Origin of the sequence: Coprococcus sp. AF16-22, assembly GCF_003461545.1 — a bacterium.
GTDB lineage: Bacteria > Bacillota > Clostridia > Lachnospirales > Lachnospiraceae > Coprococcus > Coprococcus aceti.
This window is the reverse complement of sequence record NZ_QTXH01000011.1, coordinates 60,657-82,841: the sequence shown is the minus strand read 5'-3', so window position 1 is coordinate 82,841 and position 22,185 is coordinate 60,657. Positions and strand designations below refer to the sequence as shown.

General features: G+C 44.2%; 21 protein-coding genes and 1 riboswitch. Of the genes, 16 read left to right on the top strand and 5 right to left on the bottom strand.

Going from position 1 to position 22,185, the window contains the following annotated elements; genetic code table 11:
* The first annotated feature begins 475 nt into the window (after positions 1-475).
* The 3 genes from DWW60_RS11475 (at position 476) to DWW60_RS11465 (ending at position 4,233) form a co-directional block, all read left to right on the top strand.
* Positions 476-1,684 carry an ATP-binding protein gene (locus DWW60_RS11475; RefSeq protein ID WP_015533321.1) on the top strand — a complete coding sequence of 403 codons (1,209 nt, stop codon included), beginning with the start codon at positions 476-478 and terminating at the stop codon, positions 1,682-1,684.
* 159 nt (positions 1,685-1,843) lie between these two features.
* A complete protein-coding gene (locus DWW60_RS11470; RefSeq protein ID WP_015533320.1) occupies positions 1,844-2,383 on the top strand; it encodes a hypothetical protein in 540 nt (179 codons plus the stop codon).
* A 551-nt stretch (positions 2,384-2,934) separates the two neighbouring features.
* Positions 2,935-4,233, top strand: a complete 1,299-nt coding sequence (locus DWW60_RS11465; RefSeq protein WP_117875414.1) for a CAP domain-containing protein — start codon at positions 2,935-2,937, stop codon at positions 4,231-4,233.
* Between the two features lie 56 nt (positions 4,234-4,289).
* Here DWW60_RS11465 and DWW60_RS11460 read toward each other — a convergent pair whose 3' ends face one another.
* From DWW60_RS11460 to thiS, 5 genes are all read right to left on the bottom strand, one after another.
* A complete protein-coding gene (locus tag DWW60_RS11460) occupies positions 4,290-4,739 on the bottom strand; it encodes a PadR family transcriptional regulator (protein WP_015533318.1) in 450 nt (149 codons plus the stop codon).
* 121 nt (positions 4,740-4,860) lie between these two features.
* Positions 4,861-5,508 (bottom strand): thiamine phosphate synthase, encoded by a 648-nt coding sequence (thiE, locus tag DWW60_RS11455; protein WP_117875413.1) that lies wholly within the window; start codon positions 5,506-5,508, stop codon positions 4,861-4,863.
* Positions 5,509-5,581: 73 nt separating this feature from the next.
* Positions 5,582-6,835, bottom strand: coding sequence for a 2-iminoacetate synthase ThiH (gene thiH / locus DWW60_RS11450; protein WP_055143820.1), 1,254 nt, complete (start codon positions 6,833-6,835; stop codon positions 5,582-5,584).
* A 14-nt stretch (positions 6,836-6,849) separates the two neighbouring features.
* A complete protein-coding gene (locus tag DWW60_RS11445) occupies positions 6,850-7,620 on the bottom strand; it encodes a thiazole synthase (protein WP_015533315.1) in 771 nt (256 codons plus the stop codon).
* Complete coding sequence (gene thiS / locus DWW60_RS11440) at positions 7,620-7,820, bottom strand: sulfur carrier protein ThiS (protein WP_015533314.1); 201 nt, start codon at positions 7,818-7,820, stop codon at positions 7,620-7,622. Before thiS ends, DWW60_RS11445 begins: the two co-directional genes overlap by 1 nt.
* Before the next feature lie 82 nt (positions 7,821-7,902).
* Positions 7,903-8,008, bottom strand: a riboswitch (TPP riboswitch).
* A gap of 254 nt (positions 8,009-8,262) precedes the next feature.
* Here thiS and DWW60_RS11435 point away from each other — a divergent pair.
* The 13 genes from DWW60_RS11435 to glnA all read left to right on the top strand — a co-directional run bounded on the left by DWW60_RS11435 (position 8,263) and on the right by glnA (position 22,141).
* Positions 8,263-9,588 carry a phenylacetate--CoA ligase family protein gene (locus DWW60_RS11435; protein WP_015533313.1) on the top strand — a complete coding sequence of 442 codons (1,326 nt, stop codon included), beginning with the start codon at positions 8,263-8,265 and terminating at the stop codon, positions 9,586-9,588.
* Positions 9,589-10,002: 414 nt separating this feature from the next.
* Positions 10,003-11,484 (top strand): sodium/proline symporter PutP, encoded by a 1,482-nt coding sequence (gene putP / locus DWW60_RS11430; protein ID WP_022216620.1) that lies wholly within the window; start codon positions 10,003-10,005, stop codon positions 11,482-11,484.
* A 550-nt stretch (positions 11,485-12,034) separates the two neighbouring features.
* On the top strand, positions 12,035-12,301 hold the full coding sequence (locus DWW60_RS11425; protein ID WP_243002955.1) for an OmpA family protein: 267 nt from the start codon (positions 12,035-12,037) through the stop codon (positions 12,299-12,301).
* A 46-nt stretch (positions 12,302-12,347) separates the two neighbouring features.
* On the top strand, positions 12,348-13,337 hold the full coding sequence (locus tag DWW60_RS11420; protein WP_117875411.1) for an ion transporter: 990 nt from the start codon (positions 12,348-12,350) through the stop codon (positions 13,335-13,337).
* A gap of 240 nt (positions 13,338-13,577) precedes the next feature.
* Positions 13,578-15,182 (top strand): phosphoenolpyruvate carboxykinase (ATP), encoded by a 1,605-nt coding sequence (gene pckA / locus DWW60_RS11415; RefSeq protein WP_004849399.1) that lies wholly within the window; start codon positions 13,578-13,580, stop codon positions 15,180-15,182.
* Between the two features lie 194 nt (positions 15,183-15,376).
* Entirely contained in the window at positions 15,377-16,906 is a 1,530-nt protein-coding gene (locus DWW60_RS11410) for a putative DNA modification/repair radical SAM protein (RefSeq protein ID WP_055273662.1), read from the top strand.
* 11 nt (positions 16,907-16,917) lie between these two features.
* Positions 16,918-17,688 (top strand): TIGR03915 family putative DNA repair protein, encoded by a 771-nt coding sequence (locus DWW60_RS11405; protein ID WP_330417762.1) that lies wholly within the window; start codon positions 16,918-16,920, stop codon positions 17,686-17,688.
* 123 nt (positions 17,689-17,811) lie between these two features.
* The gene (gene rpsF, locus DWW60_RS11400; protein WP_015533308.1) at positions 17,812-18,102 is read left to right on the top strand and encodes a 30S ribosomal protein S6; all 291 of its coding nucleotides are present in this window, start codon (positions 17,812-17,814) and stop codon (positions 18,100-18,102) included.
* A gap of 16 nt (positions 18,103-18,118) precedes the next feature.
* Positions 18,119-18,571, top strand: a complete 453-nt coding sequence (locus DWW60_RS11395) for a single-stranded DNA-binding protein (protein ID WP_022216615.1) — start codon at positions 18,119-18,121, stop codon at positions 18,569-18,571.
* Between the two features lie 17 nt (positions 18,572-18,588).
* Positions 18,589-18,852 carry a 30S ribosomal protein S18 gene (gene rpsR, locus DWW60_RS11390; protein ID WP_015533306.1) on the top strand — a complete coding sequence of 88 codons (264 nt, stop codon included), beginning with the start codon at positions 18,589-18,591 and terminating at the stop codon, positions 18,850-18,852.
* A 129-nt stretch (positions 18,853-18,981) separates the two neighbouring features.
* Positions 18,982-19,899, top strand: a complete 918-nt coding sequence (locus DWW60_RS11385; protein ID WP_117875410.1) for an ABC transporter ATP-binding protein — start codon at positions 18,982-18,984, stop codon at positions 19,897-19,899.
* Complete coding sequence (locus DWW60_RS11380) at positions 19,892-20,662, top strand: ABC transporter permease (protein ID WP_015533304.1); 771 nt, start codon at positions 19,892-19,894, stop codon at positions 20,660-20,662. The genes DWW60_RS11385 and DWW60_RS11380 overlap by 8 nt, the downstream gene beginning before the upstream one ends.
* A 147-nt stretch (positions 20,663-20,809) precedes the next feature.
* Positions 20,810-22,141 carry a type I glutamate--ammonia ligase gene (gene glnA, locus DWW60_RS11375; protein WP_015533303.1) on the top strand — a complete coding sequence of 444 codons (1,332 nt, stop codon included), beginning with the start codon at positions 20,810-20,812 and terminating at the stop codon, positions 22,139-22,141.
* The last annotated feature ends 44 nt before the right edge of the window (positions 22,142-22,185 follow it).

Genomic DNA, 22,185 nt, shown 5'->3' with positions numbered 1-22,185 from the left:
AGTCAGAATTCCGTAGAGGAATTCATAGGTTAAAGCGAAATCAGAGTAGTGCAGTCTTTTTGAACTCATAGTAATTCACTCCTAAAGGTTATTCAGAGTGAATTCAACCGGAATCAATCACAGTTAGAGCAAACGGCTCCAACTACAAATACAGCTGATTCGGAGAGATACTCACTCCTGAAGTGATTATCTAATGAAATGTTGGTGGCGACAAACCGTGCGATTATACATCGCTTACGTTTTCTGGAATTGTATCTGGAAATATTGAATATAATAATGGTATCCAAGAAAAAACAATAAAAGAATAGTTTTTGGAATGAAATCCAATAACTATTGAAAATAAACAAGTTTTTGGATATAATGAATACAGCAAATAAAAAATAAATTAGTCATCGAAAATAGATTCATAAGAAAGAAGGTAAATCCTCTCCTCATCATAGGACTCGGATTTTGTTTCGCAAAACAGGAGGATTATATGAATAAGATAATACTTAGAGACGAGTATCTTCAAACTTTGAAGGAATTTAAAGATAAAGACATTATAAAGATTGTAACAGGTATCAGACGATGTGGCAAATCCACGCTTATGCAGATATTTCAGGGCTATCTGAAAGAATCTGGGGTACAAGCAGACCATATCATTGCTATTAATTTTGAAGACTATGATTATGAAGATTTGAAGCAGCCAAGAGAATTATATAAATACATCAAGGATAGGCTTGTAGATGATGATATGCACTATGTGTTCTTTGATGAAATACAGAATGTGGAAGATTTTCCAAAGGTTGTGGACAGTTTGAATTTAAAGCCAAATGTAGATTTGTATCTGACAGGCTCGAATGCCTATATGCTATCTTCTGAGATTGCAACATTTCTTTCCGGAAGATATGTGGAGGTCAAGATGTTGCCCCTTTCCTTTAAAGAATATGTGAAGGCAACGGGAGATGAAAAAGAACTTTCGCTAAAGTATCAGAAATATTTGAAATTCAGTTCATTTCCATATGCTATGATGTTGGATGAGAAGGAAGAAGTAATTAATCAGTATCTTGAGAGTATCTATAGCACTGTGATGTTAAAGGACATTATTTCAAGAAAGAAGATTACCGATGTGATGATGCTTGAAAGTGTGATACGATTTATGTTTGATAATATTGGTAATCTTACATCGACAAAGAAAATCAGTGACACTATGACATCTGACGGAAGAAAAGTGGATGTAAAAACTGTTGAGAAATACATTACAGCGCTGGAAGAATCATTTGTAGTTTATCAGGCAAAACGATACGATGTGAAGGGTAAGAATTATTTGAAAACTCTTGATAAATATTATGTGGTTGACATTGGACTTCGTTATATGTTACTTGGTTCTAGAAATGCAGACACTGGTCATATTCTGGAAAATATAATCTATCTTGAGCTTATTAGACGAGGATATAAGGTCTATGTCGGCAAGGTGGAATCAGAGGAAGTGGATTTTGTTGCCATGAACAGTAAGGGAATTATTTACTATCAGGTGGCTGCTACGGTCAGAGAGGAATCAACACTTTTAAGAGAGCTAAGACCATTGCAGAAAATTACAGACCATTATCCAAAGTATATCATAACACTGGATGAAGACCCTGATGCTGATTACGATGGTATCAGGAGAATTAATGCGCTGCAGTTCTTACTTGGTGAGGAATAAGATTGAGGGATGAAATACCAAAATCCCACCCAATTTCATAGTAAAGACCTGAATCCGTGAAGTTGATTTGTTTTCGAATTTAGGAAGTGATATAAAACGAGAAGATTATGTCCATATTGTTGATGAATATTGGGTAGATTAGCGAAAAGAGTATGAAAAATGGATGTGCGTGTTAATAAAAATGATAAAATGGTGGAATGGGATGTGGGAGGCAAAACCATCTCGATTTATAACGAATATACCTTATATGCATTTAAGCATGGAAAAGGTATGCTAATGATTAAGGAAAAATATGAAACATCAGATAGTGGATTTAGTGCATATAATGAAGAGGGAAATTTAGTATTTTCGTATAGGAGTTTAGGAAATCATCTTAATTATAGGAATAAGGATATTTCTGTAATCAATGGTGCAATAATATCAGCTGATTATGAAGAAGAGAAAAGAAAATTAATAATTATAAAGGAGTTTAATGAAATAAGGTCACTTTTAATATATGATGATAATGCAGACTTTTTATCAGAGATAAATTGTCCAAAAGGTTATATATTTGTTTCGTTGAAAAATTGTGCTGGTCATATCATGGTAGTAGCACAAGGAATAAATGATTTGACTAGGGATTCATTTGGAAGAAACGATTGGAATTTTGAAATTAATTTTGAAAATTTTTACGTTGAAAGAAAATCTATCACACAGTAATTGATTAGAAAATGGTACCAGAAGGCAAAACTTCATATTAAGTTCCAATTGACCGATATAAACGCACTTTTTGTAACAAGAAAATTTGTTATGAAAGACTAACTGTCTTTACCAAAAACTTTCGACTTGCCCTTACGAAGTAATAGGCAATAGCGAAAGTTTTTATAAAGACAGTTCCATAGCAAAATTTTGGGGATGGGTGCACTTAAGGACAGTCAAAATCAAAACCTCATATTTAGTTCCCAAATGCTGAAATCAACAAAAAATGCGACATTATTATTGATGATTATGAAGAAGAGGTTCTTGAATTAGATAAAATACCAATGGCATTAGAGGTAGTAAATCAGTTTATAAAGAGTAACTCAAATAAAGAACTTGGTAAATTGAAAACAATGTTGGATTGTGTTATAGGCGAAAACATAATGCCTGAGTACATAGATTAATGCGATATACTGTATTGTTGAGCAAATAGGCATGCAATAAATCACATAGTGAGTTATAATGAAATCAACAGGCTGATACATATTATAAGAGGAGGACAAATTCAAACTATGGGAGAACAAAAGAAGAAGTTGTTACACCGGATAATGGCTCTGGCGATCGCAGTTGCAGTTGGATTGTCAGTGATCGTGCCGGGAGGAACAAGTGCTGAAGCGGCGACAATACCTGCGGATGTGACAAAACCATCTGCCAATTGCGTGTTTATAGCAATGAAGGGCAAGTATGTGTCGGAGGCTTCGGCTGCAGTGAAGAGGATCAATCAGATCCGTTATGAAGCATGTAAGCAGGGCGTTAAGATTGATGGACGGAAATTGACGCTTGACGACTATGTGCCGATCAAGTGGTCGGCAGGACTTGAGAAGATAGCAAGGATCAGAGCTGCGGAGGCGAGTGTTACAATGTATCACTCAAGACTCAACGGAAAGTCTGTATTTGATTTCAAATATCCGGGAAATGGCTGGCCGACTTCCGAGGTGCTTGCGTGGAACTGGTCAGAGAGCATGCTCATGGGTATTGAGCAGTGGTACAGCGAGAAGGATGCCTATGTGAAGGGAACTCCTAGAGCGGTGACCGGACATTACACATCCATGATAAATCCAGCAAACAGGTATGTGGGTGTTGGTACATTTATAAATAAGAATGCATCTTATCCGAACACGACTGCAGCCCAGTTCATGGGAAGCGGCAGTCAGGCTGAGACTATGGCTAAGTCCACTGGTGAGAGCGATGTTACGGTGGAGGTGCAGAAGGACAATATCACATCGGTTAAGATGACCGGAAATAAGAACGTGCAGGAGGGACAGAAGATAACCCTCACACTCAAGGCAGTCCTTGGACAGTATGGAAGTACATCGTATAAGGTGCTTGCGGGAGCTAAGTGGAAAACATCGAATTCCGCTATTGCAAGGGTGTCATCTACAGGAGTGGTAACAGGTCTCAGAAAGGGAACTGTGAAGATCACAGCCACTGTTGGATCACGTTCGGCATCATATACTGTAACAGTAACAGGAAAATGCGCGCATGTATATTCCGGCAAGGTAGTAAAAACAGCAACTACCAGAAGCGATGGCAAGGTGTTACATACATGCAGAAAATGCGGTCAGAAGAAGTATATCGTTGTCAAGAAGATAAAGAGTGTTACATTATCACAGACGAGATATAAGTATGATGGTAAGACAAAGACACCTAAGGTGACTGTGAAGGACAGCGATGGTAAGATAATATCATCAAAATACTACAAGGTGACATACCCTAAGGCGAGAAAGAAAGCCGGAACATATACGGTGAAGATAAAGTTTTCCGGAAGGTATAAGGGTACAGTTTCAAAGAAGTACAGAATAGTAAAATAAAAAAATACCGTTGTTCATAAAAAATATGGACAACGGTATTTTTAATCTGAAAGAAATTATTTCTTCTCAGGCTCTGGAGTATAGTCAAGTATGGATGAAATAGCCTTGTGAACCTTTGTATACTCAGTTATAAGAATATGCATACGCTGGAATCCAGGCTGCTCCAGATGATAATATACTCTGGTCATTCTCTTTCCAACCTGCTCTTTGTGATCGGAGATGAAACCGTATTCAATCAATTTGTACAGTGCAGGATAGAGAGAACCGATAGGAATCTTTATCACGCCGTCTGACAGTGAGTCCATGAGCTGTGACAGCTCGTAGCCGTAATAATCTTTCTGGCTGAGCAGATAGAGTACGAGCAGTTCCACGGAACCTCTGATGAAGTTCGGCTTTGCAACGACTCTTGCATGTACAGCCTCAACTGCTGCTTCCTTTGCGGTATCATTACTTTGATCCTGAACCATAATACTGTTGGAATATATGCTGTTTAATACGTTTTCCATTAAAACCACCTCATACAAAAAAATAGTTACACTTTGTATTGATTGTAATTGCAAAATCATTTAATTGCAACCTTTCTTTTCATTAAAATGAAAATAAGTTGCGTATTTTTGCAATTTTTGCTTATTTGAGAGAGATTTTTGACTGTAACTGCCTGGATAATGCCAATAGACGGCTGGCAGCATCCTTTGGATCGTCAGCTTTCATTATGGCGGACACCACACAGATGCCGGCGATAGGTATGCCCGAGAGGACATCCAGGTTGGTCGGATTGAGTCCTCCGATGGCATTTACCGGGATGGGAACTGCCTTGCAAATGTCTCTCAGTGTATCCGTGGATGTGAGCACTGTCTTGACCTTGGTGGTGGTTGGGTAGATGGCTCCAACTCCCAGATAATCAGCTCCCTGTTCATACGCCTCCACGGCCTGAGGAACAGTCTTGGTGGTTGCGCCCACGATGCGGTCAGTCCCCATGAGTTTTCTGGCTATGGAGACTGGCATGTCTGTCTGCCCCACATGGACACCCTCGGCATCGGTCGCCAGCGCCACATCTACCCGGTCATCTATGATGAGTGGCACGTTGTAGCGGCGCGCAATTGAGTGCACCTTGTCCGCAAGATGTATGTACTCACGGGTAGTTCTTTCCTTTTCTCTAAGCTGCATGAGTGTCGCACCACCATCGAGGGCACGCTCCACTCTATATAAGAATTCTTCCTCGGACAGACCTGTGCTGTCGGTTATAAAATATAAAGTAGGATCAAATGTATACATTTCAAACTTCTTTCTCCGTCGGCAGACGACGGTATGCTGTATAGTTCAGATCGTTTTGATCTGATAGTTGTTGTTACACATACAGATAGTCATTGAGTACGGGCTGCAGCCCCTCGCCCTCTATGTCTGAATACATATGCTCAAGACTTCTGTTGTCGTTGATCTCGAACTGCTCGTCGCCCTGCTCACTGCAGGAAGTCTTGCCGCTGTATTTGCTTTCGTGATCGCCGATTCCGGTTGACACGCCCGCCGATACCTTGGTCGCTGCGATCTTTACTATGCCGTTCCTGAAGTCTGCACTCTCCCTTGAAGATACCGTTATTCCGGCAAATGGCAGGAATATCCTGTATGCGCACAGTATCTGGCAGAGCTGCTTCTCGTGTACGTCCAGAGGATTGATCTGATCGTTGTTGATGATCGGTCTCAGTCTTGGACAGGAGAGTGACATCTCTGCGTGGGGGTATTTTCTTTGGAGAAAATACGCGTGAAGGGCTGTTGCCAGCGCATCCTTGCGGAAGTCGGAGAGCCCTAACAGTGCTGAGAATGCAACACCCCGCATTCCGCCCATGAGGGCGCGCTCCTGCGAGTCGAAACGGTATGGCCATACTCTCTTGTGACCCATCAGGTGAAGAGTCTCGTATTTGTCTGCATCGTAGGTCTCCTGGAACACTGTCACATAGTCCGCACCGCACTCATGGAGGTAGCGGTACTCATCGGTGTTCACCGGATATATTTCAAGGCCTACCATGCGGAAGTATTTCCTTGCAAGCTTGCATGCCTCGCCGATATACGTTACGTCACTCTGGCTGCGGCTCTCGCCGGTCAGTATAAGGATCTCTTCCATACCGCTGTCGGCGATGACCTTCATTTCCTTCTCGATCTGCTCTGCTGAGAGCTTCATTCTGTTGATGTGATTGTAGCAGTTGAAGCCGCAGTATACGCAGTAGTTCTCACAGTAGTTGGCTATGTAGAGCGGCGTGAACATGTAGACCGTGTTGCCGAAGTGCCTGCTTGTCTCGCGGCTTGCGCGCTGCGCCATCATCTCAAGAAATGGTTCGGCGGCGGGGGAGAGCAGAGCCTTGAAGTCCTCTATGCTGCACGTCTCGTGTTCAAGGGCAGCCATGACGTCTCTGCCTGTGTAACTGCTGTAGTCGTAGCTGTTCATGTGCTCCATGACCTTGCTACGGATGTCAGATTCAATAACCTCCATGCCCGGAAGGTATTCCATATGGCTTTTCCTTGACGATGGATCTGTCTCCAGACGGTGCTTGATCTCCAGCGCTTCCGGCGAAAGATATTCCGAGTCTATCAGAAAGTGGTTTTCCATCTGAGTGCACCCCCTTAGTCATGCAGGAATCCGGTCAGTGGATCTGAAGCGGATGCCCCTCTGGTGAGAACTCTTCCAAGACCTGCCAGATAAGCCTTTCGGCCTGAATTTATCGCGTCCTTGAATGCCGATGCCATGAGTGGCAGATTTCCGGCTGTGGCGAGGGCAGTGTTGGCCATGATGGCGGCAGCGCCCATCTCCATGGCTTCACATGCCTGGGATGGCCTTCCGATACCGGCGTCAACTATGATCGGAAGCTCGATCTCGTCGATGAGGATCTGGATGAAGTCTTTGGTAGCCAGTCCTTTGTTGGAACCTATAGGTGATGCCAGTGGCATGACCGCTGCGGCTCCTGCATTTACCAGATCACGGGCGGCATTCAGGTCCGGGTACATGTAAGGCAGTACCACAAATCCTTCATTTGCCAGTGCCTCGGTTGCCTTTATCGTTTCCTGGTTGTCGGGAAGGAGATATTTGCTGTCGCGCATGATCTCCACCTTGACGAAGTCTCCACAGCCCAGAGCCCTTGCAAGCCTTGCTATGCGCACGGCCTCCTCGGCGTTCCTCGCGCCGCTTGTATTTGGCAGGAGAGTAACTCCCTCTGGGATGAAATCGAGAATATTTTCCTCTTCCTTTGTATTTGCACGGCGGACGGCCAGAGTGATGATCTCTGCTCCTGCGTCTTTTATAGCTGATTCGATCAGCTTCATGGAATACTTTCCTGAACCCAGAATAAATCTTGAATTGAATTCATGTCCTCCGATTATCAGCTTGTCTTCTTTCATTATAATGCTCCTCCTCCCATGAAACTCACGACCTCCACACAGTCGCCGTCGTTAAATGTAATGTCTGCGTATGTCTCTCTTGGTATGATCTCCTCGTTGATCTCAACAACTATGCGCACCGGTTTGTAGCCGGATTCTTCAAGAAATGCCGCCAGATTCTGCCCGGCAACGTCGAGATCTTTTCCGTTCACTGTTACCATAGCCCTTTCCTCCAAAGTCTTTTATCTGCACAAAAAAAGAGTTACCGATCTGGTAACTCCAATAAAGTCTGCACTTTAACAAACGTCTGCTATCAGGCTTCCCTACGTTGGCATTATCCAAATCAGGTTTCCGGTCGAAGGTCACACCTTCCTCTCAGCCTGTACTACAAGCTCCCGCGTCCTCTTTTTGTTGTCAGATAATAATATACGACCTGAAAACCCGGAATGCAAGAGTAATCTATCAGGCAAATATGTCATTTGACCGCAAATATTCGAAGTTCTCTCAAAAATATACGGAAAATGTACTGCGATTGATGGCTTTTCCTTGACACAGCCCACATATGTATGTACAATTTAGTTGTTTGGCGCGCTAAAGTGTCATACAAAATCAGCAGGTTGCACAAATGCTGATTTGAGTTATCTTATGGAGGACAGTGAAGTTATGAGACAGAAGAAGATTCATTACATCTATAATAAAGAGATGGAGTGTATGGATCCTGAGGAGAGAAGAAAGCTTCAGGGGGAGAGACTTAGAAAGACAGTAGAACTTGAATATGCAAATGTACCGGCATACAGAGCCAGAATGGACGAGGCGGGAGTAAAGCCGGAGGATATAAACAGCATAGACGATATCGTCAAGCTGCCATTTATGCAGAAGACAGATCTCAGGGATAACTTCCCATTTGGACTGTTTGCAGCAGACAGGAAGGACATCATCAGAATCCAGGGTTCATCAGGAACCACAGGTAAGCCTGTTGTAGCTGGCTACACCCAGAACGATATAGATGTGTGGACGGAGATGGTAGCCAGAGCTATCAAGTGCGCTGGTGGCGGAGAGGATGATGTCATCCAGATAGCTTATGGTTATGGATTGTTCACAGGTGGACTTGGAGCACATCAGGGCGCGACTAAGGTTGGTGCCATGGTAGTTCCGATGTCATCAGGCAACACACAGAGACAGATCATGATGATGAAAGAGCTCGGCGCAACCATGCTTTGCTGTACACCTTCATATGCTACATACCTCGCAGAGACCATCAGGGAGATGGGCATCGATCCATCAGAACTGAAGATCAAGTCAGGCTACTTCGGAGCAGAACCTTGGACAGAGGAGATGAGACAGCACCTTGAGGAGCTTCTTGACTTCGATGCATTTGATATATATGGACTAACAGAGATCGGTGGACCTGGTGTTGCATTTGAGTGCTTTGAGAAGAACGGAATGCACATCAACGAGGATCATGTTCTTGCAGAGATCATTGATCCGGTCACAGAGGAGCCGCTTCCAGACGGAGTTCCTGGAGAGCTTGTGTTTACAACCCTTACCAAGACAGGTACACCTATGATCAGATACAGGACACACGATATATGTACACTTACACACGGCACATGTGCATGTGGAAGAACAACAGTCAAGATGAGCCGTATCACAGGCCGTACAGACGACATGCTTGTAATCCGTGGTGTAAATGTATTCCCTAGTCAGATAGAGTCAGTCCTTCTCGGCGTGGAGGAGGCTTCAGCTCATTATATGATCGTGGTTGATCGTGTGAATTCACAGGATAAGCTGACAGTTCAGGTAGAGCTCAAGGAAGATGTGGATATGGGCGATGCTGCAAAGCTTGCGGCTATTGCATCCCGCATCAAGACAGATATCAAGCAGACACTGCTTATCAGCGCAAAGGTTGAACTGGTTCCACCTAAGACTATTCCACGTTCAGAGGGCAAGGCAAAGAGGATCACAGATAACAGACATATCGGATTCTAATCGGTAAGATTGAGTAGTCAGACGAATCACAGGACTGAAATGTTTGAGAGTGGAAGACTATAGAGAGAATAAAACAGCCGGCTTAATGGCGAGCTTTCCGGGATCGAGACCGGGCATGCCGCTGTGAGCCGGCTGTTTTATCAGGCGGTGATCAGGCAGGAGTCAGGCGGGAATCAGGCAGGGATCAGGCAGTGATCTTGGGAGGCTTGCGCCGGCAGACATCAGCTGTGAGGCCTGCCGCCGGAAAACTGGCAAAACAGATAAAATCGCCAAATGCTGAAAAACCTTGCATTTTGGTATATTTCCGTGTAGAATTTGCTTTGTTATGTGCGCTGACAGTGAGATACTGCACTGCAGTGGTAAAGTTGGTGCGGAGCAGATAAATTATAATTATTATGGAAGGTGGATTAACTAATGAATGTTTACGAGATGATTGCGTTTATAGCGTATTTTGTCCTGGTAATCGGTGTAGGAATTTATTTCTTCTTCAAATCCAAGGGGAATGCCGGAGAGAAGGATTATTTTCTTGGAGGAAGAGATATGAATGGTCTGGTGGCTGCACTCAGCGCCGGAGCATCTGATATGAGTGCGTGGGTTCTCATGGGACTGCCCGGAGCATTCTATGCGACAGGACTCAGCAACATGTGGATATCAGTTGGTCTGTTCATCGGAACAGCATGTGCTTGGATATTCATAGCACCGAGACTCAGAAGATTCTCGATAGCGTACAACGATTCGATCACTATACCTCAGTATCTGACAAATCGTTTTCAGTCAGACAATAAGCTGCTTCTCATAATATGTGCAGTTATATTTGTGGTTGCATATTGTATATACGCAGCGTCAAGTATATCGGCCTGCGGTACTCTGTTCAACACAGTTATGGGAATCGACAGGAATACAGCCATGATCGGCGCTGCAGTCATCATCATCGTATACACATTCCTTGGTGGTTTTAATGCAGTGTGCTGGACTGATTTCTTCCAGGGACTTCTGATGCTTGCAGCTCTCATGATCGCACCTATCATTGCGGTCATCACCATGCAGGGTGCTGGATTTATAGCACCTGATGTTGTCATTCCAGACAATTATTACAATGCCCTTATAAGCGGTTCATTTGACAAGACCAGTGTGATCAATATCATATCAGGACTTGCATGGGGACTTGGATATATGGGTATGCCACATATTCTTATAAGATACATTTCGATCAAGTCAGAGAAGGAGATGAAGAAGTCCAGAATAGTCGGTACTTGCTGGACGGGAATCATCCTCATTATGGCATCCGTAGTTGGTATGGTCGGTCTTCAGTATCTTGGCGGTGGACTTACAGACAACTCACAGGTATTCATCAGACTTGTAAGAGGAGTGTTCCCTGCGCTTGTAGCTGGTATACTTCTCTCAGCTATCCTTGCAGCGTCCATGAGTACAGCTGATTCACAGCTCCTTGCTTCATCATCAGCATTTGCATCAGATGTGTACAAGCCTATATTCAGAAAGAAAGCATCTGACAATGAGATGCTCTGGGCAGGAAGAATTGTGGTCATCATCATCTCAGTTGTGGCACTTGCCATAGCGATGAATCCAGACTGTGAGGGTATCATGGCACTCGTGTCAAATGCATGGGGCGCATTCGGATCGGCATTTGGACCGGTCATCGTTCTGTCACTGTACTGGAAGCGATTGAATTACAATGGAGCACTTGCTTCTATCATAGTCGGATTTGCTGTTGACATGCTCTGGTACAAGTTCCTTGCAACACCAACAGGACTTTATGAGATCGTTCCTGGATTTGCGGCAGCGTTCATTACAGCTATCGTCGTATCACTTCTCACAAAGAAGCCTGACGACAAGGTTGTTGAGATATTCGAGAAGGCAAAGCTTCCTACGGAGTAATTTGCAGTGTAGAGTTATAAAGCTGGGATCTTTTGGTGGCGGATGAGTTCGTCTGCACACAAAATTATCTCTAAATCAAAATAAAAGGCTGAAAAGATACAAAATCTGAAGAAATTGTATCTTTTCAGCCTTTTTTGCTAAATAAGAGATAATTTTGTGCGCAAAAAAAGAACCACCTGAATTGCTAGGCGGTTCTTTTTTAAACAACAACTTAAACAACTAAGAGTAAATTACTTTCTCTTGAACAACTGAGTTCAGTATATACACAAAATATGAACAGAATATGTACAGAAAAAAAACGTTTTGCAAAATAAAATCTTTAAAATTTAAAGATTTTATGACACATTTTTCAAAGTGCACAAAAAGAAAATGGCCATTTGTGCGGTATGCACAGAGCCTTGTAAAAACATGTAAATCCCGCATAAATATGTAAATAACAGGTAAAGGAGTAAGTATTTCAACTGGTAAAACAGCCTCTTTTTAATTATGATAGGAGATAGGGCGATTATAAGTGTGTGTATGTTTGCCATAACGGGTGGTATATTCGTGTATGCTTACCATCAACCAGTTCCTGCCGAAGTACTGCAGTGTGCTTCTGCGCGATGATTACAGGGAATACGTTCCGGAGATAATCATAGAGGGACACACGGATACGAATGGTTCCTACATACACAATCTTGAACTTTCACAGCAGCGAGCGTTCTCAGTGGCAAAGTACTGTCTGACGGAGAGCAACGGCATCATAAGCAGTGGACATGGCAGCGTCGAGACGCGTGGAGATCAAGTTCAGGCTTCAGGACGAAGAGATGATAGATGAGATGATGGACATTCTCAAGGACAAATAGATATATAAGAGGAGAGCAATGGCGGTAAACAAGACAAAATTCAAAAAGCAAATATTTGACATAATACAGATAGGGGACAAAAGCAATCTGGCGAGCAGGGCATTTGACATATTCATAGTGGGTGTCATATTGTCGAACATATCGGTGATGTTCCTGCAGACCTACGATCAGCTTGAACCATATTATGGGCTGCTGAGTGTTATCGAGTGGGTGACTACAGGCATATTCTGTGTTGAGTACATTCTCCGCATATGGACGGCGGATTTCCTGTATCCCACATGCACCAGAGGAAAGGCTATAGGAAAGTTCCTCATATCATATGACGGAGTTGTGGATCTGCTCACGATCATACCAGTGTTCTTTCTGTCTGGCTTCGTGGCGTTCAGGATGCTCAGGGTGATCCGTATATTCCATCTTTTCAGGATCAATTCAAAGTACGACAGCTTCAATGTCATCAAGATGGTCCTGCTGAGAAAGAGCAGACAGATCATATCGTCCATGTTCATCATATTTATACTGATGATGGCGAGCAGCCTGTGTATGTACAGCACTGAGCATGCCGCACAGCCGGGAGTGTTCAGCAACGCCTTCAGCGGCATATGGTGGGCGGTATCGACAGTCCTTACCGTGGGGTATGGAGACATTTACCCGATCACGCTGCTGGGCAAATGCATGGCGATAGTCATAGCATTTATGGGAGTTCTGCTGGTAGCGATACCTACAGGTATCATAAGCGCCGGATTTGTAGAGCAGTATCAGAACAATGCCAACGAGGAGTCCAAAGTTGTTGATGTGGACGAGATTGGAGAATTGCTCGTAGATGATGTGAGCAAGTTTTGCGGCAGGACCATACTCCAGGCTACGGAGGAGTATGGTGTGAATATATATATGGTACTCAGGGATAATATGTCTATACTGCCGACAGGTGATCTGAAGATACAGACAGGTGATATTCTGATAGTGAAGTCAAAATTCCTTGAGAAGAGACGTGGAAGCTCATTGTCTTAGGTTATGCAAGTAATAAATATAAAATTCAGATTATAATTGAGAAGTTTCTGTAAACTACAAAAAAAACTCAATAATCATATTGATTTATTTTGACTAATTGGGTATACTTTCAACTGAATATGAGAGTAAATGTTCATATTTATTTTCAGATTATTGAGTGCGGTATAACCGCGGTGTCAGCAGGACACGGCGGAATGCCCCTATCAATGAAATACATTTAAAGAAAAGGAGTTAAGAAAAATGGCAACAGTTGATTTAACTAAGTATGGCATTACAGGCACAACAGAGATCGTACACAATCCTTCATATGAATTGTTATTCGAGGAAGAGACAAAGGCTGACCTTCAGGGATACGAGAAGGGACAGGTTAGTGAGCTCGGCGCAGTTAACGTTATGACTGGTATTTATACAGGCCGTTCACCTAAAGATAAGTATATCGTAGTAGATGAGAACTCAAAGGACACTGTATGGTGGACATCAGATGAGTACAAGAACGATAACCATCCAATGACAGAGGAGACATGGGCGTCAGTTAAGGATCTTGCAAAGAAGGAGCTCTCAAACAAGAGACTTTTCGTAGTTGATGCATTCTGCGGAGCAAATGCTGATACTCGTATGGCTATCCGTTTCATCGTTGAGGTTGCTTGGCAGGCTCATTTCGTAACAAACATGTTCATCAAGCCAACTGAGGAAGAGCTTAAGAACTTCGAGCCAGATTTCGTAGTGTACAATGCTTCAAAGGCTAAGGTTGAGAACTACAAGGAGTTAGGACTTAACTCAGAGACATGTGTAGCATTCAACATCACAAGCCATGAGCAGGTTATAGTTAACACATGGTACGGCGGAGAGATGAAGAAGGGTATGTTCTCAATGATGAACTACTACCTTCCACTTAAGGGAATGGCTTCAATGCACTGCTCAGCTAACACAGATATGAACGGTGAGAACACAGCTATCTTCTTCGGCCTTTCAGGAACAGGTAAGACAACACTTTCAACAGATCCAAAGCGTCTCCTCATCGGTGATGATGAGCACGGCTGGGATGACAACGGCGTATTCAACTTCGAGGGTGGATGCTATGCTAAGGTTATCGACCTTGACAAGGATTCAGAGCCAGACATCTACAACGCTATCAAGAGAAACGCTCTTCTTGAGAACGTTACACTTGATGCAAACGGCAAGATCGATTTCACTGATAAGAGCGTAACAGAGAATACTCGTGTATCTTACCCAATAGATCATATCAAGAACATTGTAAGACCTATATCATCAGCACCAGCTGCAAAGAACGTAATCTTCCTTTCAGCAGATGCGTTTGGAGTACTTCCTCCAGTATCAATCCTTACACCAGAGCAGACACAGTACTACTTCCTGTCAGGATTCACAGCAAAGCTTGCTGGTACAGAGAGAGGTATCACAGAGCCAACACCTACATTCTCAGCTTGCTTCGGTCAGGCATTCCTCGAGCTGCATCCTACAAAGTATGCAGAGGAGCTTGTTAAGAAGATGGAGAAGAGCGGTGCTAAGGCATACCTTGTTAACACAGGATGGAATGGAACAGGCAAGAGAATTTCAATCAAGGATACAAGAGGAATCATCGATGCAATCCTCAGTGGTGCTATCAATGAGGCTCCTACAAAGAAGATCCCTATGTTCGACTTCGAGGTTCCAACAGAGCTTCCTGGCGTAGATCCAGCAATCCTTGACCCACGTGACACATACGCTGATGCTTCAGAGTGGGAGACAAAGGCTAAGGATCTTGCAGCAAGATTCCAGAAGAACTTTGCTAAGTACGAGGGTAATGCAGCAGGTAAGGCATTAGTTGCAGCAGGCCCACAGCTCTAAGATATAGCTTAGGATCATATAGAAGAAAGGAACTGTCATAGTCCAGATCCTTTCGCATAGAGAAGACCGGATACATTCGTTCAGAGTGTGTCCGGTCTTTTTTGTCTGCGCCATCCATAAGTAATATTATGCTTTAACCGGCAACCAGAAATTACCTCTTGCAATACCGAACAAATGTTCGTATAATATTATGCATGAACGAGATAATTACAGGACTTACAACGAAGGAAAAACTGAATATACTGGCGGATGCGGCGAAGTATGATGTGGCGTGTACATCTAGTGGAGTGGACAGGAAGGGACAGAAGGGAGCCCTGGGCAACAGTGTATCATGTGGTATATGTCACAGCTTTGCAGCGGATGGAAGATGTATATCGCTGCTTAAGGTCCTTATGACGAACCACTGTGTATATGACTGCAAGTACTGTCTGAACCGCAGAAGCAATGATGTGCCAAGAGCGACATTTGAACCGGAGGAGCTGTGCGATCTGGTCATAGAGTTCTACAAGAGGAATTATATAGAAGGGTTGTTCCTGAGCTCTGGAGTGCTCAGGGATCCGACATACACCATGCAGAGGATGTGTGAGACTCTGTATCTTCTCAGGACGAAGTACAGGTTCAATGGATATATCCATGTGAAGACCATTCCGGGGGCATCGGATGAGCTTATAAGCATGGTGGGATATTTAGCGGACAGGATAAGTGTTAATATGGAGCTGCCGACTGAGGAGAGTCTGAAGAAGCTTGCCCCGAACAAGAGCTTTGACACCATACTTGATCCCATGGGCAAGCTGACCAGCACTATAGAATCTCACAGACTGGCGGTGGGCAAGACTGCGCGTATGGAGAGGAGCGGTATCAACAGATACCTTACTGGAAGCATATTCAACGAGAAGAATCTGCAGAAGGATCTGACTGCATACAAAGCAGAGCTGGCAGGGCAGGAAAGACATGGTGCTCTGCAGATGTCAGCAGCAGAGGCACTCACAGATGGAATGACCTCTGATAAAAGAGACATCGGTGCTGCCTCTTCGCCCCTCCCTGTCATGTTTGGAGATACAGACAGGAGACAGGCATTTGCCCCGGCGGGACAGAGCACACAGATGATAGTTGGAGCCAGCGGAGAGTCAGATTACACGCTCATACACACAGCCCAGAGACTGTATCAGCGATACGATCTGAAGCGTGTGTTCTACTCCGCGTATATACCGATCAACGAGGACTCGGCACTCCCTGCGTTGGATACGGCGGTTCCATTGCTCCGTGAGCACAGATTGTATCAGGCGGACTGGCTGCTCAGATATTATGGATTCCACGCTGAGGAGATATTGTCTGAGAACGAGCCGAACCTCGATCAGAGAATGGATCCGAAGTGCAACTGGGCAGTGAGGCATCTTGACCAGTTCCCGGTGGAGGTGCAGACGGCACCGTATGATCTGCTTCTCAGGATTCCCGGCATAGGGCCGAAGTCGGCGGGCAGGATAGTGAGAGCCCGCAGATACGGAAGTCTGGATTTCGATAATCTGAAGAAGATGGGGGTGGTGCTTAAGAGAGCACATTATTTTATAACGTGTGGCGGACGTATGATGTACAGGATCCCTATAGAGAGGGATTACATTGTCAGGGAGATGACGGATCTGAGCCGGGGAGAGAACTGGCAGGCATCACACGGCAATGAACAGTATAGACAGATGACTTTATTTGATATAGGAATGAAGGCGTGAAGGTGGAAGTTATGGACAATATGAAGGTTTTCACATGCAGAGACAGATATGACGATATGGCTACATGCATATATGAGGCGTGGAGTATGGCACTGCAGGTCGGACACGACCATGTGATGCTTATGAAGGAGCCTGTGGAACAACTGGATATGTTCGCTGACTATATACATGTCGAGCCGGATGCGGACAAGGTGCAGAAGTTTACCCGGTCTGTGAAGAAGGTATCCTGGCTGGTGTACCGCAACGTATTCAATGCACTATTGTCGCATCAGGAGGATGCACTGGACACTGTGTACAGATATCTGATACTGGCATTTGCCGAGGGCCGAAATGTGGAACATATGCTCATAAGTCCGGAGGTGATGCGTATCATGGAGCTTGGGCGGAGTGTAAGCAACGAGGCACATCTATTCAGGGAGATAGCCAGATTCACTGTTGTCCAGGGGCGGGTGTATGTATGTCATATAGAACCAAAGGACGATGTTGCGCTTCTTGTCGCCAGTCATTTTGCGGACAGGATGCCGTCAGAATACTGGCTGATAGTGGATGATGGCAGACGTTACGCCGTGGTGCATCCGGTGGATTCGGATATGTATGTGAGGCGGCTTACAGATCAGGAGATGGAGACGCTGGGCAGTGCAGAATATATGGAGGATGATTACACAGATATGTGGAGAACATTCTTCAGCGCGGTGAGCGTGGAGCAGAGAGAGAACTACAGATGCCAGAGAAGCATGTTCCCTTTGTGGTCGAGAAAGCATGCTACAGAATTTTTGGGATGATCATAGAAAAAATGCTTGAATTGGCTGGAAAAATATGATAGTATCTGAACTTGTGATGTATTAATCATATTTTCCTTGCTCACAGATGACTGTGGGCCAGAGACCATAAGGAGGTGCAATGTAATGAACAAATATGAATTAACTTTAGTTGTTAGTGCAAAGATTGATGAGGAAGCCAGAACAGCTGTAGTTGATAAGGTTAAGTCTTATATTGAGAAGGCTAACGCAACAATTACAGAAGTTAACGAGTGTGGACTCAAGAAGCTTGCTTACGAGATTCAGAAGATGGGCGAAGCATACTACTACTTCATTCAGTTTGATGCAGAGGCTGGAGTTCCAGCTCAGCTTGAGGCTAACATTCGTATTATGGAATCAGTTCTTAGATATCTTTGCGTTAGATTAGACGCCGAGTAATAGGAGGTATTCTATAATGAACAAGGTAATATTGATGGGTCGTCTCACAAGAGACCCGGAAGTTAGATATTCACAGTCAAACACAGGTGATGGCCAGATGGCTATTGCAAGATACACATTGGCTGTAGACAGAAGATTCAATAGAAATGGCGACCAGAGTGCAGACTTCATCGGCTGCGTTGCATTTGGCAGGAGTGCTGAGTTTGCAGAGAAGTACCTGAAGCAGGGAACGAAGATTGCTATAACAGGTAGAATCCAGACTGGAAGCTATACGAATAAGGATGGTAACAAGGTGTACACAACTGATGTTGTTGTTGAGGAGCAGGAGTTTGCTGAGAGCAAGGCTGCAAGCGGACAGGCATCAGGCGGTGGATATCAGCCAGCAGGAAGACCGGCACCTGGCAATGCAGGAGCTGAGGGCTTCATGAGTATACCGGAAGGTATTGAGGACGATTTACCATTCAAGTAAAATAGGAGGTAAATACAATGGCTTACAATAAGACTGATAGAGCTGACGCTCCAATGAAGAGAAGAAATATCCGTAGAAGAAAGAAAGTCTGCGAGTATTGTGCTAATAAAGAGGCTGTGATCGATTACAAGGATTCAAACGCACTCAGAAAGTATATCTCAGAGAGAGGTAAGATCCTTCCAAGAAGAATCACAGGAACATGTGCTAAGCATCAGAGAGCAATCACAATTGCTGTTAAGAGAGCTAGACAGATCGCAATATTACCATACGTTCAGGATTAATTCTTATCATTGATAAGTATATAAAGGACCCGTTGTTCAGCTATGTGCTGGATGACGGGTTTTTGTGTAAATTCATAGAATATTATTTCCTGTAGGCGTATTTTATGAGGACAGAAAGGTGGGGGATAAATGGCAGAGAATGTTGTGAGAGTAAGCGGACTCACGAAGACATTTGGAAAGAATACTGTTTTGTCCAATGTCAATATATCTCTTGAAAGGGGGAAGATATATGGCTTTATAGGACAGAACGGGGCAGGAAAGACTACCCTGATCAATCATATCAATGGTCTGTTGTTTCCTGACGAGGGAGAGATAGAATTATTTGGCGCCAGTGACAGCAAGGGGCTGGTGAATGCCAGAAAGAGGATAGGAACGGTGTGCGAACATGCCGGACTGCACGACAATTATAATGCTGGAGACAACATAAAGCTTAATATGAAGCTGAGGGGGATAAAGAACGACAAGCTCATCGAGCAGACCATAGCAAATGTTGGATTGCAGGGCGTTGGCAAGAAGAAGTTTAGGAATTATTCGATGGGAATGAAGCAGAGGCTGGCGATTGGCTGTGCCATGCTGTCAGGTCCGGATCTCCTGCTATTGGATGAGCCGATAAACGGACTTGATCCGGTTGGAATAGTTGAGATAAGAAATCTTCTCAAGCAGATAAATCAGAGATTTGGTGTGACGATACTTATATCCAGCCATATACTCACAGAGCTTCACGAGCTGGCAACGGACTACATAATGATAGACAGAGGACAGATCATAGACTGCCTCTCTGCAGCGCAGCTTGACGCGAAGTGCCACAGGAGACTGAGATTGCGCACCAATGATGTGAAGAAGGTTCTTGATATACTTGCTATGAGATACAATATAGTGAATGTGTATGTGAATGGCGATGAGATAATCGTGGACCAGCCGGTAAACTCAGACGAGCTGGCATGGGTTCTCTACAATGAGAGGGTGTTTGTCAGTGAGTACCATCTCGAGGAGGAGAGCCTTGAGAACTACTTTATTCACAGGATAGGGGGTGCTCATTATGCGTGAACTGTTGTCGGCTGAATTTTATAAGCTGTATAAGAGCCTGGGCTTCAGGGTGTGCCTGATAGTTTTCTTTGTCCAGGATATAATATATCTGATCTCGGTGGGATTGGTTGGAGATATTCTCGGAATAGAACTCACGGGGGATTTTCAGTTCCAGTATCTGCTGGGCTCGTTTTCTGGAAGCTCGGTGTCCGGCATGCTGTTTGGATTTATTGCGGCGTCGCTCATCACCAGCGATTACAAGTCCAGGGATATCCAGTGTGCGATAGCCCAGGGACACAGCAGGGCACATATAATGTTTTCGAAGATCATAGTATATATAGTGGCGATATGGATACTCTCTCTTGAGGACATACTTGTATATACCATAGGAGGATGCATTTGTGGAGGCTTTGGAAAGGCATTTACCCTGAATGTGGCGGGATATATGCTGAGATCGATAGCGTGCGAGGGATTTGTGCTTACGATGTTATATATGACATGCGTATTCCTTGCATTTGCGTTGACGTCCAAGGCAGCGTCCGTATCCGTGAATCTGCTGCTGTTTTTCCTGGTGGATCTCGGCGTGCAGATCATGCCTGTGCTGTTCCAGTCGGATGTTCTGGAGAAAATACTGGGCTATATGCCGTTCAGCTCTGTGAGGGAGATGAGTCAGGTCGATATAGACTGGAGTCACGCGGGAATATCCCTGGCAGTGGCCGCTGCGTATGGCGCGGTGATGATAGTGGCAACGTGGTTGACATTCAGGAAGAGAGATCTTCGATAGAGAATTATGACAGAATATACATTTGCTCAACCGTTCATCTGTGTTGACAAAAGTTCTGTCAAAGTTTATTATAACTCTAGCTATGAGAAAAACTCATAGGGATTTACATGCAGAGGATCAAACAATGTGTAGAAAAGGAGTATAACGATGGGAAAATACACAAAGGAAGACATACTGAAAAAGGTCAAAGAAGATGATGTTGAGTTTATAAGACTTCAGTTCACAGATATTTTTGGTGACCTTAAGAACGTAGCGATAACCTCAAGCCAGATAGAGAAGGCACTTGACAACAAGATCATGTTCGACGGTTCTTCTATAGAGGGCTTTGCGAGAATTGAGGAGTCAGATATGTATCTGTATCCTGATTATGATACATATGAGACATTCCCTTGGAGACCACAGCAGGGAAAAGTTGCAAGACTTATATGTGATGTATATAAGCCTGATGGAACACCATTTGAGGGCGATCCAAGATATGTACTTAAGAGAGCTCTGGCTGAGGCAAAAGAGATGGGTTACACTATGAATGTAGGTCCTGAGTGTGAGTTCTTCCTCTTCCAGACAGATGAGAACGGAATGCCTACAACTAACACATACGAGAGAGCAAGCTATTTTGATCTCGGACCACTGGATTTCGGTGAGAATGCGAGAAGAGATATGGTTCTTACTCTTGAGCAGATGGGATTTGAGATCGAGGCATCACACCATGAGGTAGCTCCTGCACAGCATGAGATAGATTTCAAGTACGGTGAGGCTTTGAGAACCGCCGACAACATCGAGACATTCAAACTGGTTGTAAAGACTATTGCCAAGAGACATGGTCTCTGCGCAACATTCATGCCAAAGCCAAAGTATGGCGTATGCGGTTCAGGTATGCATATGAACATGTCGCTCCAGAAGGATGGCAAGAACATATTTGCAGATGAGAACGATAAGCTCGGACTTAGCCAGGAGGCTTACTGGTTCATTGCCGGAATCATGGAGCATATGAAGGAGATGACAGCCATCACCAACCCACTTGTAAATTCATACAAGAGACTTGTTCCAGGCTATGAGGCTCCTATTTACATCGCATGGTCAGCAAAGAACAGAAGTCCACTTATCAGAATTCCAAGTGCACGTGGTGCAGGAACAAGAGTTGAGCTCAGATGTCCGGATCCAACAGCTAACCCATACCTTGCCATGGCAGTATGCCTTAGAGCAGGACTTGACGGAATCAAGCGTCAGCTTCCAGTTCCACCAAGTGTAGATACAAATATATTCAACCTCACTGCAGAGGAGAAGAAGACACGTCATATCCACAGCCTTCCTGCAAACCTCAGAGAGGCAACTCTTGCCATGAGCGAGAGCGACTTCATGAAGGAGGCAGTTGGTTCACACATCTTCGAGAGATATACAAGTGCCAAGATGGATGAGTGGAATGAGTACACAAGACAGGTTACAGACTGGGAGATCTCAAACTATCTGTACAAAGTCTGATCTTATACACGGACAATATAAAATGATGAGTAGTATAGGTAAGC

Excerpts from the sequence above, each read along its gene's own strand:
- DWW60_RS11395 (WP_022216615.1), top strand. The coding sequence starts at position 18,119 with ATGAACAAGGTAATATTGATGGGTCGTCTCACAAGAGACCCGGAAGTT.
- thiH (WP_055143820.1), bottom strand. The coding sequence starts at position 6,835 with ATGGAAAACCACTTTCTGATAGACTCGGAATATCTTTCGCCGGAAGCG.
- DWW60_RS11405 (WP_330417762.1), top strand. The coding sequence starts at position 16,918 with ATGGACAATATGAAGGTTTTCACATGCAGAGACAGATATGACGATATG.
- rpsF (WP_015533308.1), top strand. The coding sequence starts at position 17,812 with ATGAACAAATATGAATTAACTTTAGTTGTTAGTGCAAAGATTGATGAG.
- thiS (WP_015533314.1), bottom strand. The coding sequence starts at position 7,820 with ATGGTAACAGTGAACGGAAAAGATCTCGACGTTGCCGGGCAGAATCTG.
- DWW60_RS11465 (WP_117875414.1), top strand. The coding sequence starts at position 2,935 with ATGGGAGAACAAAAGAAGAAGTTGTTACACCGGATAATGGCTCTGGCG.
- DWW60_RS11385 (WP_117875410.1), top strand. The coding sequence starts at position 18,982 with ATGGCAGAGAATGTTGTGAGAGTAAGCGGACTCACGAAGACATTTGGA.
- DWW60_RS11470 (WP_015533320.1), top strand. The coding sequence starts at position 1,844 with ATGGATGTGCGTGTTAATAAAAATGATAAAATGGTGGAATGGGATGTG.
- putP (WP_022216620.1), top strand. The coding sequence starts at position 10,003 with ATGAATGTTTACGAGATGATTGCGTTTATAGCGTATTTTGTCCTGGTA.
- DWW60_RS11475 (WP_015533321.1), top strand. The coding sequence starts at position 476 with ATGAATAAGATAATACTTAGAGACGAGTATCTTCAAACTTTGAAGGAA.
- pckA (WP_004849399.1), top strand. The coding sequence starts at position 13,578 with ATGGCAACAGTTGATTTAACTAAGTATGGCATTACAGGCACAACAGAG.
- thiE (WP_117875413.1), bottom strand. The coding sequence starts at position 5,508 with ATGTATACATTTGATCCTACTTTATATTTTATAACCGACAGCACAGGT.
- DWW60_RS11435 (WP_015533313.1), top strand. The coding sequence starts at position 8,263 with ATGAGACAGAAGAAGATTCATTACATCTATAATAAAGAGATGGAGTGT.
- DWW60_RS11445 (WP_015533315.1), bottom strand. The coding sequence starts at position 7,620 with ATGAAAGAAGACAAGCTGATAATCGGAGGACATGAATTCAATTCAAGA.
- DWW60_RS11380 (WP_015533304.1), top strand. The coding sequence starts at position 19,892 with ATGCGTGAACTGTTGTCGGCTGAATTTTATAAGCTGTATAAGAGCCTG.
- glnA (WP_015533303.1), top strand. The coding sequence starts at position 20,810 with ATGGGAAAATACACAAAGGAAGACATACTGAAAAAGGTCAAAGAAGAT.
- DWW60_RS11420 (WP_117875411.1), top strand. The coding sequence starts at position 12,348 with ATGGCGGTAAACAAGACAAAATTCAAAAAGCAAATATTTGACATAATA.
- DWW60_RS11410 (WP_055273662.1), top strand. The coding sequence starts at position 15,377 with ATGAACGAGATAATTACAGGACTTACAACGAAGGAAAAACTGAATATA.
- DWW60_RS11425 (WP_243002955.1), top strand. The coding sequence starts at position 12,035 with ATGCTTACCATCAACCAGTTCCTGCCGAAGTACTGCAGTGTGCTTCTG.
- DWW60_RS11460 (WP_015533318.1), bottom strand. The coding sequence starts at position 4,739 with ATGGAAAACGTATTAAACAGCATATATTCCAACAGTATTATGGTTCAG.
- rpsR (WP_015533306.1), top strand. The coding sequence starts at position 18,589 with ATGGCTTACAATAAGACTGATAGAGCTGACGCTCCAATGAAGAGAAGA.